Source organism: Streptosporangium sp. DT93 (assembly GCF_049844535.1).
GTDB lineage: Bacteria > Actinomycetota > Actinomycetes > Streptosporangiales > Streptosporangiaceae > Streptosporangium.
Genome location: NZ_JBNCLF010000024.1, coordinates 34248 through 49387, shown reverse-complemented (window position 1 = coordinate 49387; position 15140 = coordinate 34248). Strand labels below are relative to the sequence as shown.

Genomic DNA, 15140 nt, shown 5'->3' with positions numbered 1-15140 from the left:
GCCTGCGAGGATCCGGGGGAAGGTCACGGCACGCCGCTGATTTTCTGACCGGGGCTGTTGAGGACATGGTGATTGGGTAAAGTGCGAATCGATCGTTTTGACGGTATTCACCGGGGAGTTTCGGATATGCGACCTACTCTGCGCCGGGCTCTCGCCGTCGGTGCCGCACTCGCGCTCGTCGGTGTGATGACGCCGGGCGCGGCGTACTCGCAGGACGATCCCCGTGACTGCTCCGATCTGCTGGGTGCCGACGCCCCGGCTTTCATGGTCTGTACCTGGCTGGCCAAGCCCGAAGAGGCCCTCGGGGTCGCGATGTTCTGGGGGGCCGACGACTCGGCCCACCTGAAGGAGGCCACCCCGTCGGACGGCAAGTTCATCGACTGCTCGGCCTCCGGCTCCTTCTGCCCGCCGGCGGGCGACGACAGCGTCGAGGGCGACGAGAACTCCCCCTTCCCCGGCGGTGACGGGGAGGACGGGTCACCCGACTGCGAGGCCGGCCAGCAGTGCTCGGTCGACGGGCACATCGAGGGCGGCGACGGTACGGAGAGCGGCTCCGAGCTGAAGGGACCCCCCTCGCTCACCGGCCCCGGCACGGGCACCACCACTCCGTCGGCGACCTCGACGTCCAGGACGTCCGGGACGTCCGGGACGCCGGGAACTTCGGGAACGGCCGCGTTCGCGCCGGACCCCGCCGCCGCGACGGCGGCCGCGCAGACCCCCGCCGGTCAGGCGATCACCGCCGCGAAGGCCGTACAGCTGAGGGTCTGGATCAACACCGAGCTGGCCGACGACTGGAAGGCCGGCACCGCCGCCTTCACCGCCGCGGTCAAGCGCGTCGGCGCGCTGGCCGCGCGCCCCGAGGTGGCGGGCATCCGGTTCACCTCCCAGCTCGGCTACACCACCACGTTCGCCACGGACGCCGAGATCACCGCGTTCGTCACCGCCGCCTCCGAGGCCCTGCGCCAGGTCGCTCCGGGCAAGCGGCTGGGCGTCCACACGGTCGTGCCCGAGCTGGCCTGCGGCGCGAACGACGCCTGCAAGACCGAGATGCGCAAGCGGCACCCGCTGCTCGCCCCCGAGAAGGTCGAGGCACACCTGATCGCGGGCCGCGTCGACCAGCTCTCCCTGGACAGCGGCCTGCTGTACGGCGGCTACGACACCTGGAAGATCAACGCGGCGCAGGCCCACCGCAACCAGTGGATCCAGGTCCGCGCCCGGTCGTGGGACGTGCTGTCCCAGGTCGCCGCGGAGGAGACCGGTCTCGTCGGCCAGGTCACCCAGGCCCAGATCGCCTCCCGGCTCGGTGCGCCCGTCAAGGACGGCGGCGCCCAGCAGGTGAACGTCTGGACCCGGGTGCAGAACGCCCAGGGCACCGTGAACCGGCTGACCGCCTGGGAGCAGCTGAAGAAGCTCACCCCGATCCAGCGCCGCCTGGCCGCCGTCTACAACCCGACCACCCCCGAGAAGGACGTGGCGACCGACCTGAAGAGGCTCTCCGAGGCGTTCGGCCAGGTCTACCTCGCCACCGTCTGACGTCACTCTTTGACGTCACTCTTTGACGTCACTCTTTGACGTCACTCTTTGACGTCACTCTTTGACGTCACTCTTTGACGTCACCGCCTGACGCGTCGGCCGACGCGCGCCGCCCGTCGCGTCGTCGGCGTGTGCCGGTCGTCGCACCGTCGGACGTACTCCTCGGTACGTGTCGGCCGTCCGGTACGTTTCGCCGTCCCGTCACCCGGCCCGGCCGCCGGTGAGACGTTCCATCGCGGTGAGATCGAGCTCCATGGCGCTCGTTCCCGCGGGAAGGCCCAGGGCTCGTGCCGTACCGGCGCGCAACTCGCCCGCGTGACCCAGGACGGTCCCGGCGGCGAGCAGTTCCAGGCAGCGCCCGGACAGCCAGGGCGCGTACACGGCGGGGCGGGTGACCAGGCCCGCCCCCGTGATGTGCGCGGCCGTCCGCGCGGCGTCGACCGCGCGGGCCCAGGACGACTCACCGGTCAGGACCACGGCGAGATGGCGCGGCTGGGCGGGGATCGTGGCCTCTAGCGCGGCGAGCTGATCGTCGGTGGGGCGGCGGTCCAGCGGCGGTGAGAGCGGCGGGCCGGTGCCGGGCAGGGGCATGAAGACCGTCCCCTGCTCGAAGAGCGCGGGTTCGAGGTTGCCCCGGGCGAGATTGAGGGCCAGCGCGGCCAGCAGCCCGGGAAGGAGCGTGGTGCGCAGCGACCGCTCCCGGGGATCGATCGGGTCGGTGAGCACGGGCGCGTCGCGTCGCGCGTCGCCGGACGCCAGGTCGAACGCGTCCCACGCGGCGTCGCAGACGAAGGGGAGGCGCGGCGTCTCGACGTATCCGGCGTCCGCGAGCGCGTGCCCGATCCGCCGCCACAGGTCCTGTGCCCGGCCGAGCCTCCCGCCGGTGCCGTTCCCCGGTGTGCTCCTCCTGCCGAGACCGGCCCGCGTCAGGGGAATGGTCTCCATGTCCGGTACGGCCCGCGCGGCCGGCACGGCCGCCGAGGGGGGCGTGTCCCGCGTGTCCGATGGCGTTCGCGGGCCCGGCGTGCCCCGGAAGCCCGGTGGTGTTCGCGCGCCGGGCGTGGCCCGCGGGCGGGGACCGGGCCGCGGGACGCCGCCGGGCGGGGGGTCGTCCGTCCGCGGATCGCTCATCCGCAGGAGGGGACGGACGTCGCCGTCGACGAGGTCGCGCACGTCCCGCAACCCGTACCGGAGCATCAGCGTGCGCTCGACACCCAGGCCGAAGGCGAACGCCCCGTACCGGTGCGGGTCGACGCCGCAGGTCGCCAGCACCCGGTGGTGGACGGGGCCGCACCGTCCCCACCTCGCCCAGCCCGCGCCGCCGCACGTCCCGCACGGGTCCGCGCCGGCATCGTCGCGCGGCGGCTCCGGTACGCCGTGACAGACCGGGCACCGCACCTCCACGTCCATCTTCAGGTCCGTCCCCACGTCCCCGTCCGGGTCCGTCTCCGGGGCCTTTTCCAGATCCGTCCCCACGTTCCCCTCCGGGTCCGTCCCCGAGGTCTTTTTCGAGGTCTTCTCCGGGGGCCGCCGCACGTCCGTCCCCGGGCTCGTCCTCGCGGGTGGCTCGGCGTGGGCCGGACGCGGGAGACGGAGCCGGGTCACGGTGCCGCGACCGAACACCGAGGCGGCGAGGTGGTCGAGGGTCTTCCTCAGGTCGACCGCGGTGAGACCCAGGTCGACGGCGATCCCCCCGACCTCGTTGAACACCGGGCCATGGGTGGCGCCGGCCGCTCCCGGCCGGAACAGGCGGCCCGCGCAGACGGCGCGGAGCGGAGGTGAGGAGCCGAGCATCGCCCGCACCCGCAGGGGCGCGGTGTGGGCGCGCAGCACGAGTCCTGCCCCCCGCCCGGACCCCGTCGGATCTCGTACGCGCAGCACCCGGACGGGAGGGCGGGTGCCGGGCAGGCCGGGGGCACCGGGCAGGTCGAGGGCGCCGGGCAGGTCGAGGGCACCGGGTGGATCAAAGGCACCGGGTGGGCCGAGGGTGCCAGGAAGGTCGAGGGTGCCGGTGGAGACGTGGGTGAACCACTCCGCCTCGATCTCGGGCCCCTCGGTGACGCGGTAGCCGAGGTCGAGCAGGACGTCGGTCATCTGCTCGGCCATGACGGTCACCGGATGCCGGGCCCCGCGCGACCCGTGCGGCAGGTCCCCTGCCCGGCCGCTGGATGATCTCCTCATCGACTGCTGGGCCTCTTCCCCTGTGAGTGGCGCCGCCGCGTCCGCCCGGCATGGCCGGGCCCCGGACGCGGACGGTCCCCGGTGTGATCGGCGGAGAACGGCCGGATCACCTTCCGGCCGGAATCCTGCGGGGCACGGCGAAGACGCGGATCGCGGCGCGGCCGACGGTCCAGGACCACGAGACCCGGGACCGCCTCCGGAAAAGGCCGGGACCCGCCCCGTCCGGGGCGTTCACGGCACATATCCCCCTGTCACACCGGGTGCTGATGTGACTACCCAAAGTTATTGTTCGTTGAACGGAGAGTCAACTTCTCACCATGAAGGGTGCCTGGAACCGTGACCAACGGGCCAACGGGCCAACGGGCCAACGGGCCAACGGGCCAACGGAGCAACGGAGCAAGGGATCGCGAAGCGACTGAGCAAGGGAGAGACGGATCACGAACCGAGGGGTCGACGGACCGGCGAAACAACGGAGAAACGGACAGGCGGAGCGACGGACCGACGGATCGACGTAGGGGTCAGTTTCCGCCGAGCAGGTTCTGGGAGCCGCCGTCCCCTCCCTTCCCCTGCCGGGACGCGGCGGCCGTCTCCTCACCGTTCGCCGCGGCCCCCTCCAGGCCCAGCGCGGACAGGATCATCGGGAACGACCGGTCGAACTCCCGTTTCCAGTACGGCCAGGTGTGGGTGCCGTTCCTGTACAGGTGCACCGTGGGTCTGACGCCGTACAGGCGGAGCTTGGCGATCAGGTGCCTGGCCGTGTACGCCGAGATCGGCTCGCCGAGGTGGGCCGGGTTCCACGGCACCCCGGGCGGGTCGAGCTCGCCGAGGCGGCTGGTCGTACCGCTGGAGATGTAGACGCGCACGCCGCGCAGGTTGCGGGCGTGGTGCGCCGGGTCGTTGGCCCTCCAGACGCCGCGGTTCCTGATCGGATCGCCCCACAGGGCCTTGGGGTCCTGCCCCTCGGCGGCCTGCGCGTTCATGATGAGCTCGGGGATGCCCGGCAGGCGGGTGGACATGACGCCGCTGTAGGCGCCCGCGAAACGGAACATCCCGCGGTGCCGGGCGGCGTACTTCATCGCGCCGTACGCGCCCATGGATAGTCCGGCGACCGCTCGCCGGCTCCCGGCGCGGTAGCCGGTCTCCAGCAGGCGGCGTACCTCGGAGGTGTGGAAGGTCTCCCAGGCCGGTGCGCCTTTCCTGCCGTTGTTGTGCCAGTTCGAGTAGTTGCCGGCCCGGCCCGCCTCGGGCATCACGATGATCGCGTCCATGTCCTCCGTCATGGCCGCGATGTCGGTCATCCGGGTCCACGCGGTGTAGTCGTCGGCGCCGCCGTGCAGCAGGTACAGCACGGGCCAGGTGCGGTCCGCGTTCTTGGCCCACCCGTTCGGCAACAGCAGGCGGACCGGGAGGGTCGCCTTGATCGAGGGGGAGGAGATGTGCAGGTCGACCATGCGCAGGCCGAGCCAGTTCTCCTTGACGACCCGCGCGCGGCCCGGCTTGGCGGCGGGCCACGGCCCCCACGGGCTCCGGCCCGCGGACGGCTCGGCGTGCGGGGTCTCGGTGCGATCGGCGTGCGCGGCCATCGGGGATCCGAGGGTCAGCACGGCCACCAGCGCCGGGAGTCCGCGTCGAGCAGGTCGCATGGTCATTCCTCCGCCCGGCCTGACGACAGGGGCCGTGGCAGAGGCGACCCTAGGTCGGACGGTCGCCTTTCGGCTATGAGCGTTCGCAACGAAACAGCGCTGTGACTTGCGTCTTAACCACAAATATCGACAAATACAGACCCTTATCACGCCCGTTACAAAACGCCGAAGTGGATTGTGGTCTGTCATGGCTCCTTTATGCGGATACGTCTGGGTAAGTTTGCCGACCACCCCGGGTGTTCTTGGAGCCGCCGCGTGGACCTGTTCGGTGAGGACGAGATCCGTCGTTTCGTCACGGGGCGTATCGCGGCCCGCTGCCGCCTGCCCCTCGCGGACGTCGACCCCGACCGCCCCCTGGAGGAGTTCGGTCTCTCCTCGCGCGACGCCGTCGCGGTCGCCGGGGAACTGGAGGTGTTCCTCGGACGCGAGCTCGGACCCACGCTGGTCTGGGAGTACCCCACGATCAACCGGCTGGCCCGGGGGCTCGTACCCCGCGAGACGACCGGCGCCCGAGAGGCGAGGCCGGCCGTCTCCGGCGAGCCGATCGCGGTGATCGGCGCCGGATGCCGCCTGCCCGGTTCCGTACACGGTCCCGGCGACCTCTGGCGGCTGCTCATGACGGGCCGAGACGCCGTCGGCCGGGTGCCCGAGGGGCGCTGGGAGCACTTCGACGACGGATCCCCCCGCACCGCCGAGGTCCTGGCGGGAACGACCGCGCACGGCGGCTTCCTGGACGACGTGGCCGGGTTCGACGCGGAGTTCTTCGGCATCGCCCCGGGTGAGGCCGAGACCATGGACCCGCAGCAGCGGCTCCTGCTGGAGACGGCCTGGGAGGCGCTGGAGCACGCGGGGATCGCGCCCCGGTCGTTGCGCGGCGGTCGTACGGGCGTCTTCGTCGGCATCTCCGGCAACGAGTACGCCCACCTGACCACCGCCGACGCGGCGAGGGTCGACGCCTGGACGGCCACGGGCGCGGCGTTCAGCATCGCCGCCAACCGGCTCTCCTACCTGCTGGACCTGCGCGGGCCCAGCCTCGCGGTCGACACGGCGTGCTCGTCCTCGCTGGTCGCGACCCACCTGGCCGTGGGCGCCCTGCGGTCGGGCGAGAGCGACCTGGCCGTCGCCGCCGGGGTCAACCTGCTGCTCTCGCCGGTCGTCACCGTGGCGTTCGACCGGGGCGGGGGCACCGCGCCCGACGGGCGCTGCAAGAGCTTCGACGCCTCGGCGGACGGGATGGTCAGGGCCGAGGGCTGCGGTGTCGTGGTGCTCAAGCGGCTCTCCGACGCCCGGCGTGACGGCGACCGGGTCCTGGCGCTGCTCCACGCCACCGCGGTCAACCAGGACGGCAGGTCGAACGGCCTGGTCGCGCCCAACCCCGAGGCGCAGGAGGAGCTTCTGCGCGCCGTCTGGTCGGGTCTGGGCAGTCCCGGCTACATCGAGGCGCACGGCACGGGCACCTTCCTGGGCGACCCGATCGAGGCCCGCGCCGTCGCCGCCGCGCTCTGCCGGGATCGCGCGACGCCGTTGCTCCTCGGTTCGGTGAAGAGCAACCTCGGCCACCTGGAGGCCGCAGCGGGCGTCACCGGCCTGATCAAGACGGCCCTCGCGCTGCACCACGGCGTGATCCCGCCCAGCCTGCACTTCCACCGGCCCAACCCGCACATCTCCTGGGAGCACCTGGCCGTCGTCACCGCCCCCACCCCGTGGCCGGACGGGTACCCCTTGGCCGGGGTCTCCTCCTTCGGGTTCGGCGGCACCAACGCCCACGCCGTGCTCGGCCCCGCTCCCCGGGATCGAACCCGGGAACAGTCCGGGGAGCAGACCCGGGAACAGGTTCAGGAAGAGAGCCGGGAACAGGCCGGGGAACGCGGTCACGACCGGCGGGTCGCCCGGGTCTTCCTGCTCACCGACACCACCCCCGAGCGGGTCAGGACCCACGCCGGGGTACTCGCGGAATGGGTCCCCTCGGACACCGGAACCGCGCTCGGCGACATCGCGCACACCCTCGCTCGCCGGGCCGGGCGCGGCCGGGCCGGAGCCGCCGTCGTGGCCGCCGATCGGGAGGAACTGGCCGCGGGGCTGCGGGCCGTCCGTGACGGTGCGGGGGTCACCGGAGCGGCGGTGACCGGAGGGCGCGGGCCGGTCTGGGTGTTCTCCGGGTACGGCTCGCAGTGGGCGGGCATGGGATCGCGCCTGTACCGCGAGGAACCGGTCTTCGCCCGCGCCGTGGACGAGCTGGATCCGCTGTTCGCCGAGGAGGCGGGCATCGGGCTGCGCGAGCTCGTCGTGAGCGGGTCGGAGGCGCGGGGGGTGGCCACGGCGCAGCCGGTCGTCTTCGCGACGCAGGTGGCACTGGCCCGGCTGTGGGCGGCGTACGGGATCAGGCCCGCCGCGGTCGTCGGGCACTCCATGGGCGAGGTCGCGGCGGCTGTGGTCGCGGGCGGGATCGGCGTCCGGGACGCGGTCCGGGTGATCTGCCGCCGGGCCGCGCTGCTCGGCACGCTCGGCGGCGGCGGCGCGATGGCAGTGCTGGAGGTGGCCGCCGACGAGGTCCCCGGCGATCTGCACGTCGCGGTGTACTCCTCGCCGAGGCAGTGCGTCGTCACCGGCGACCCCGGCCGGGTGGCGGCCTTCGCCGCCGAGGTCGGGGCGCGCGGCCTGCTCTCCCGGGTGCTGACCGCCGAGGGCGCCGGGCACTCGCCGCAGGTCAAGCCGTTGCTGCCGCGGCTCCGGCAGGCCCTGGACGGCATCGCGGGCGGCAGGCCGGAACTCCCGTTCTACTCGACCGTGCTCGCCGATCCTCGCGAGGTGCCGGCCTTCGAGCCCGCCTACTGGGCGGCCGGGATCCGCCGCCCGGTGCGCCTGCTCGGCGCGATCCAGGCCGCCGCGCAGGACGGCCACACGCTCTTCACCGAGATCAGCCCGCATCCGGTGCTGGCCGGGGCGTTGCGCGAGAGCCTTCCCGCCGGGACGGTGATCACCCACTCGCTGCGCCGGGGACACGACGAGGAGTTCCGCACCCAGCTCGCCACCACCGTCGTCGCCATGCCCTCACTGCTCTCACCGATTCCGCCGCCCCTGCCGTTCCCGGCGTTCTCGGGAACGGTCGTGGATGTCCCGTCCTCGCCCTGGCGGCACGAGCGTCACTGGTTCTCCCCCTCCCCGCCTCCCGCGCAGCCGCCGGGCACCCACCCGTTGCTCGGCGTGCACGTCGAGAGCCCGGCCGGACACGTCTGGACGACCACGCTCGAGGACCTGTCGGACGCCCCCTGGCGCCTGGACCCGGCGGTGTGGCGACCGCACGGCCTGCCGGTCATGCCGCTGGCCGCGGTGGCGGCCCTCGCCCAGGCCGCGGCCTTCACCGTGTACGGCGAGGCCGCGCTGGCCGATGTCACGCTGGACGCGCTCCTGCCGTTGCCCGCCACCGTCAGCGTCACCCTCACCCCGTCCGGCGAGGTCGAGATCGACGCCAGGAACGCCGCCGGAACCTGGATCCGGTACGGGACCGCGAGCGTCGCCCCCGGTTCGCCCGCGGTCGCGGCCGTACCGAGTCCGGCGGAGCTGGCCGGACGGCTCCGCGTCCCGGACGGCATGCCGTTCGAGGTCGAGCGGCTGGGGGCGGACGGCACCCCGTCCGGGCTGCTCGTCAGGGACGTTCCGCCCACCGCCGTGCCGGTCCCCCTGGCGGGCAAGCTCGTGCGCCGCGTCTGGATCCCGGACCCGGAGGACGGCCCGGGCCCGGCGCACGACACCGGCGCAGAACCGGGCCGGAGCTGGCTCGTCCTGGCGGGGAGGGAGGACCGGCGAGCCGCGGGCCTGGTCGCGGGACTCCTCGAAGCGGGACATGCCGCCCGCGCTCTCGTGCTGCCCGGAACCTCGCCGCCGGAACGCGCGCACCCCTCTCTCGTCCCCGCCCAGCGATCCGCTCCCGGCACGGGGTCATCGCCTTCGCAACCGGTCCCGCCGCCGTTCCCGGCGGTGGACACAGCGACGGACACGGTGACGGGCACGGTGACGGACACAGCGACGGGCACGGTGACGGACGGACCGGCAGGCGGGCTGCCCCTCCCGGCGACGGACGCCATGGCGGGCACGTGGCCGGATGCGGCGGGCGACGAGGTGGTGGTGCTGGTCCCGGCCGGCATGAGGCCGCAGGAGAGCGAGGCACTGCTCCTGACCGTCGCCGGAATCGTCCGCGACCTCACCGGCCCGGCGGCAGGCGACCTCACCGGCCCGGCCGGCGAGAGGCCGGACCGGGTGCCGCCGCGCCTGAGGATCGTCACCGACCGGGCACAGGCCGTCCTGGACGGCGAACCGGGCGACCCGGGTGCCGCCGCGCTGCGCGGGCTGATCCGGGTCCTGGTCTTCGAGCATCCCGGGCTGAGGGCCTGCCTGGTGGACGCCGACGACACGGGGTCCCTGCTGGCGGAGCTGCTGGGCGACCGTCCCGGGGACGAGGTCGCCTGGCGCTCGGGAACCCGCCACATCGCCCGTCTCGCAGCGGCTCCCGGCCTGGCGGGCGACGCCGTCACCCTTCCCGCGCCCGGGAACGGCACGGTCCTCGGACCCGCCCCGGCCCGAAGGAGAGGTGCGGGGCGGGTCGTACGGCGCGGTGGGGGCTATCTGATCACCGGTGGGTACGGCGGCCTGGGACTGGTCGTGGCCCGCTGGCTGGCCGAGCGGGGCGCCGGGCGGATCGTGCTCGGCGGCCGGTCGGGGCCGTCGCCCGAGGGGATCGCCGAGATCGGGCGGCTGCGCGGCCTGGGCGTCGACGTCCGGGTGACGACCGGTGACCTGGCCGCCCCGGGGACGGCCGGGCGGCTCGTCGGCGCCGTGATCGCCGGAGGGGTGCGGCTGCGCGGGGTGGTGCACGCGGCGGGCGCGCTGGACGACCGGCTCGTCGCCGACATGGGCCCGGGGGACCTGCGCCGGGTCTGGTCGGCCAAGGTGCACGGCGGTCTGGCACTGCACGAGGCCACCCGGGACGCGGACCTGGACTGGTGGGTGGCCTTCTCCTCGGCGTCGGCGTTGCTCGGCTCCCCGGGGCAGGCCGCGTACGCCACGGCGAACGCCTGGCTGGACGCCCTCTGCGACCTCCGCAGAGCCGGGGGACTGCCGGGGACGACGATCAACTGGGGCACCTGGGCCGGGGTCGGCGGAGCCACCGGGGCGGCTCTGCCCGCCGTCTCGCCCCTCACCCGGGACGAGGGCGTCGAGGCGCTGGAGGCCGTTCTCCTCGCGGAGGCGGACGCGGCGGGGGTGCTCCGTCTGGACACGTCCGAGGCCGTCGCCGCCTTTCCCGCTCTCGCGCGCATGCCGTACTTCGCGGACCTGGCGGACACGGACGCAGGAGCGGGTGGCGACGGCGGGCCGGACGCCGGGACCCTGGCCGCCATGGAGCCCGCACGGGCGATCGAGGTGGTGGTCGGCAGGGTGCGGGAGCGCGCGGCGGCCGTGCTGGGATTCGACGTGGCCTGGCTCCAGCGGGACACGGTGCTCACCGAGGCCGGGCTGGACTCGCTGGCGGCCACGCGGCTGCGCGGCACGATCGAGCACGACTTCGGCGTGGCCGTGCCCGCCGCGCCCATGCTGCAGGGGGCGACGCTCGGGGACGTGGCCATGTCCGTCGCGGCGGAGCTGGGCCTGCGCGGCACGGCGGCCCCGGCGCGGCCGGTGGAGCCGAGGGACGCGGCGGAGCGGCGGGTCGTCGCCGCGCTCACCCGGATCCTCGGCCGGGAGCAGGGGGTGACCGAGGAGGTCCCGCCCGATGTCCTGCCGGTCCTGCTCGACGTCCTCGGCGAGGAGACCGGCCGCGTGCTCGCCGAAGCCGAAGCCGAAGCCGAAGCCGAGGGGACGGGCGGCGCGCGCACCTGTGCCCAGGTGGCCGACCTGGTGCGGGAGATCGACGAGGAGGAGGCCGCCCGGGGCCTGGTCCGCCCGCTCACGCCCGCCGCCCGCGCGTTCCTGGCGGCCCGGCGCGCCCCCGCCCCCGCGAACGGGCACGCGGGTACGGGCACCGGCACGGTCGGGAACGCGGACAAGGACAAAAGCGCGGGCACGGACGAGAACACGGACGAGGACGCGGGCACGGGGGCGGTGCCGTTGTTCCTGGCGCATCCGGCGGGCGGGACGACCGGCGTGTACGCGCCGCTGGCGGGACTGCTCGGCCCCGGCCGGGTGGTGTTCGGGCTGGAGAGACCGGCGGGCGCGGGGGCGTTCGGCCCCGGGGAGGGGGTCGGGGAGCGGGCCGCCCGGTACGTGGAGGAGATCCGGGGCGTCCAGCCGTCCGGGCCGTACCGGCTGGGGGGATGGTCGTTCGGCGGGGTCCTGGCGTTCGAGATCGCGCGGCGGCTCGGCGCGGAGGACGTCGAGCTGGTCGCGATGATCGACGCGGGCCTGCCCGACGAGGTGCCCGAGGCCGAGCGGGCGGAGATCGCGGCCGGGCGCTACGCGGACTTCGCCGCCTACCTGGAGGCGACCTACGGGGTGCGCGTCCGCCTGGACCGCGACGAGCTGGCCGCCCTGGACGAGGCGGGGCGGCTCGCGCTCGTCGAGGAACGGGTGACCGGGGCGGGGGTGGTGGACCTGCTGGGCGCGGCCGTCCTGCGCCACCAGATCACCTCGCACGAGGACACCCTGGCGCTGGAGGCGTACCGGCCGGGGAGCTACCCGGGGCGCGTCGTGCTCTACCGGTCCACCGAGCCGACCCCGTGGGCGGTGGAGGACGTCCGTTACGCGCACGCCGAGGACCCCTCGCGGGGGTTCGGCCCGCTCGCCCCGGCCCTGGAGATCGTCGTGATCCCGGGCGCGCACCATCTCAACCTGCTCGACCCGCCGTACGTCGGCATCATCGCCGCTCACCTTGGAGGCCGGACATGACCCTCGCACAGGCCGTCGCCGACGGTGCCGACCCTCGGGAACTGGCACGGCTGGAGGTCCCGGCGACCTTCAGGGCCGCGTACACCCGCAAGGACGAGGTCGGCATGTTCGGTCGCAGCAGGCACGGCGTGGACGGGGTGGACAAGGACATCACCGCCTCCGTGCACGTGGGCGAGGTGCCCATGCCCGAGCTCGGCCCGGACGAGGTGCTGGTCGCGGTGATGGCGAGCGCCGTGAACTTCAACACCGTGTGGACGGCCATGTTCGAGCCGATCCCCACGTTCGCCTTCCTGGAGCGGTTCGGGCGCCAGGACCCCCGGCACGACAGGGACTTCCACGTGTTCGGCTCGGACGCCTCCGGGGTGGTCGTCCGGATGGGGGCCGCCGTGCGGCACTGGAGGATCGGCGACCGGGTCGTCGTCTCTCCCGCGTACGTGGACGAGCAGGACCCGATCACCCACTCCGACTCCATGCTCGGCGCCGATCTGCGCGCCTGGGGGTTCGAGACCAACTACGGGGGGATGGCCGAGTTCGCGGTGGTCAAGGCCACCCAGCTGCTCGCCAAGCCCAGGCACCTGACCTGGGAGGAGGCCGCCTGCAACATGCTGTGCGCCTCCACCGCCTACCGCATGCTCGTCGGCGAGCGCGGGGCCCGGATGAAGCAGGGGGACGTCGTGCTCGTCTGGGGGGCGACCGGCGGGCTCGGCGCGTACGGCGTGCAGCTGGTGCGCAACGGCGGCGGCATCCCGGTGGGGGTGGTCAGCTCCGAGGAGAAGGCCGCGCTGCTGCGCCGGATGGGCTGCGAGCACGTGGTGAACCGCTCGCGGTTCGAGCACCTCGACGACGAGAAGGCCTGGCGGAGCTTCGGCGCCGAGGTGCGCCGGCTGGTCGGCGAGGACCCGCACATCGTCTTCGAGCACACCGGTCAGGACACCTTCGGCGCGTCGGTCTACGTCGCGCGGCGCGGCGGCTCGGTCGTCACGTGCGGGTCGTCCAGCGGCTACGCCCACGCCTACGACAACCGGCACCTGTGGATGAAGCTCAAGCGGATCGTCGGCTCGCACGGGGCGAACTACCAGGAGTGCCACGAGGTCAACCGGCTGCTGTCGCTGGGCATGCTGCAGCCGACCCTGTCGGCGGTCTACCCGCTCGCCGAGACCGGCGCCGCCGCCCGGGCCGTGCAGCTCAACCGGCACGTCGGCAAGGTCGGCGTGCTCGCGCTGGCCCCCGCCGAGGACCTCGGCGTCGAGGACCACGCGCTCAGGGAACGCATCGGCGAGGACCGCATCAGGCTGTTCCGGGGCTGTACGGCCTGAACGTCCCGTGCCGCACGACCAGGCCGGGGCCGGCCCCGCGCCCGGGACCGGGGCGTCGTCGTGGCCACGCGGCGGGGTCCGCGGCCCGGGTCAGCCCGTCCCGGCCGTCACGGACTGCCGGGCCCGCAGGACGATCTCCAGCTCGAACCGGATGTCCGGGTCGCTGAGCTGGTCGCCGTAGAGCTCCTCCAGCTGCCGCAGGCGGTAGCGCACGGTCTGCGGGTGCACGTGCAACCTGGCGGCGACCTCGCCGGCGCCCCGGCCGTGCCGCAACCACGCGAGCAGCGTCTCGGCCAGCCGGTCCTGCTGGCTGGGACGCAGGTGGGCCAGGGGCGCGAGCCGCACCTCGGTGAGCGCGCTGACCAGCTCCTCGTCCTTGAACACGATCAGCGTGGCCATGTGGTCGGAGCAGCGCAGCAGGCCGCGCCGCTCGGTGAGCACGCCGCGCCGTCGCAGGTCGAGCGCCTCCCGCGCCCAGCGCAGCGAGGTGGCGGCGGCGGACAGCGGGACGGCGGGTCCCACGGCGGCCTTCCAGCCGCGCAGGGCCATCTCCAAAGTCTGCGCCTGGCCGGGACCGCTGGGGTCGGGGACGATCAGGCAGGGGTCCGGCCGGTCGAGGCCGGTCAGCACGTCCGGCGGCAGCGAGGGGGGACGGTGCCCGCCGCGAGGCTCCTCCAGCGCGACCCCGGCCACGATCCGGGGAAGCCGCCACCCGGCGGCCTTGGCGAGGTCGGCGATGGCCTCGGGAGAGGCGGGGGGCTGGCTGAGCAGCAGGTCCATCAGCCGGTGGCGGCGGCGCTCGATCTCACCGGCCGCGCGGGCCCTGGCCTCGTCGTACCCCTCGGCCGCGGCGTCGGCGAGCTGGTCGAGGTAGACGAAGATGGCCTCCCCGAGGTCGTAGAGGTGCTGCGGGGTGAGACCGAGCTGCTCGGACTGCTCGGTGAGCCGCCGCCAGGCGACCCGGGCGCCCAGGCGCAGCGCGGTCTGCAGGGGGTCGAGGTTGCGGCCCTCGTTGGCCTCGCCGCGCCCGATGGTCCGGAAGACGTCGGGGTCCCACGGCGCGCTGGGGTTCTCGATCCGGTCGACGAACTGGCGCAGGGCCTCGTCCACGGCCAGCCGGATGACCTTGATGTAGTTCTCGTCGGCGGGGCGGGCGTACTCGGGGATCCGTGCCGTGATCTCCTCGATCACCTGGTGCGCGACCTGGGCCAGGCCGGGCCTCAGGAGCTTGGCGGCGTTGGCCGGGGCCGAGCGCCATAATCGTTGGTCGGACAGGTCCTGGGATCTTGCCTTGCGGCCGTTCGAGACTGCGGCAGCGATCCGGGTGTGTTCCTTCGTCGCCATAGACCCTCCCGTCGGAGTGCGCCTCGGATTCTCACCTAATTGACACTTCGGACAATTAGCAAACGCTTGTTCTTGTCTCGAATGCAACACCTGGTGAGCCTGACGGGAAAATCATTCGCGCTGGTATGGCTCGGACCGTTCCAGAAACGCCGCCGGACCGGGTACGGCGACGGGCCCGGCCCGGATGTCCGGGCCGGGCCCGTCGACGGGTCCGGTGTGAGGTCGTGCGGGCGCCCGGGCCGAA

General features: G+C 73.9%; 6 protein-coding genes. 3 read left to right on the top strand and 3 right to left on the bottom strand.

Annotated features, from left to right (window positions below):
- The first annotated feature begins 126 nt into the window (after nucleotides 1–126).
- On the top strand, nucleotides 127–1533 hold the full coding sequence (locus ACLQ2R_RS34595; RefSeq protein WP_425965626.1) for a hypothetical protein: 1407 nt from the start codon (nucleotides 127–129) through the stop codon (nucleotides 1531–1533).
- Nucleotides 1534–1734: 201 nt separating this feature from the next.
- On the opposite strand, the gene ACLQ2R_RS34590 is transcribed toward ACLQ2R_RS34595, so the two are convergent.
- Entirely contained in the window at nucleotides 1735–3639 is a 1905-nt protein-coding gene (locus ACLQ2R_RS34590) for a hypothetical protein (RefSeq protein ID WP_425965625.1), read from the bottom strand.
- 593 nt (nucleotides 3640–4232) lie between these two features.
- The gene (locus ACLQ2R_RS34585; RefSeq protein ID WP_425965624.1) at nucleotides 4233–5357 is read right to left on the bottom strand and encodes an alpha/beta hydrolase; all 1125 of its coding nucleotides are present in this window, start codon (nucleotides 5355–5357) and stop codon (nucleotides 4233–4235) included.
- Between the two features lie 255 nt (nucleotides 5358–5612).
- Between ACLQ2R_RS34585 and ACLQ2R_RS34580 the strand changes: the two genes are divergently transcribed.
- On the top strand, nucleotides 5613–12236 hold the full coding sequence (locus ACLQ2R_RS34580) for an SDR family NAD(P)-dependent oxidoreductase (RefSeq protein ID WP_425965623.1): 6624 nt from the start codon (nucleotides 5613–5615) through the stop codon (nucleotides 12234–12236).
- Nucleotides 12233–13552, top strand: coding sequence for a crotonyl-CoA carboxylase/reductase (ccrA, locus tag ACLQ2R_RS34575; RefSeq protein ID WP_425965622.1), 1320 nt, complete (start codon nucleotides 12233–12235; stop codon nucleotides 13550–13552). The genes ACLQ2R_RS34580 and ccrA overlap by 4 nt, the downstream gene beginning before the upstream one ends.
- 90 nt (nucleotides 13553–13642) lie before the next feature.
- Here ccrA and ACLQ2R_RS34570 read toward each other — a convergent pair whose 3' ends face one another.
- Nucleotides 13643–14896: a PucR family transcriptional regulator gene (locus tag ACLQ2R_RS34570; protein ID WP_425965621.1), complete on the bottom strand. Its 1254-nt coding sequence runs from the start codon at nucleotides 14894–14896 to the stop codon at nucleotides 13643–13645.
- Between the last annotated feature and the right edge of the window lie 244 nt (nucleotides 14897–15140).

Excerpts from the sequence above, each read along its gene's own strand:
- ACLQ2R_RS34595 (WP_425965626.1), top strand. The coding sequence starts at position 127 with ATGCGACCTACTCTGCGCCGGGCTCTCGCCGTCGGTGCCGCACTCGCG.
- ACLQ2R_RS34570 (WP_425965621.1), bottom strand. The coding sequence starts at position 14,896 with ATGGCGACGAAGGAACACACCCGGATCGCTGCCGCAGTCTCGAACGGC.
- ccrA (WP_425965622.1), top strand. The coding sequence starts at position 12,233 with ATGACCCTCGCACAGGCCGTCGCCGACGGTGCCGACCCTCGGGAACTG.
- ACLQ2R_RS34585 (WP_425965624.1), bottom strand. The coding sequence starts at position 5,357 with ATGCGACCTGCTCGACGCGGACTCCCGGCGCTGGTGGCCGTGCTGACC.
- ACLQ2R_RS34590 (WP_425965625.1), bottom strand. The coding sequence starts at position 3,639 with ATGGCCGAGCAGATGACCGACGTCCTGCTCGACCTCGGCTACCGCGTC.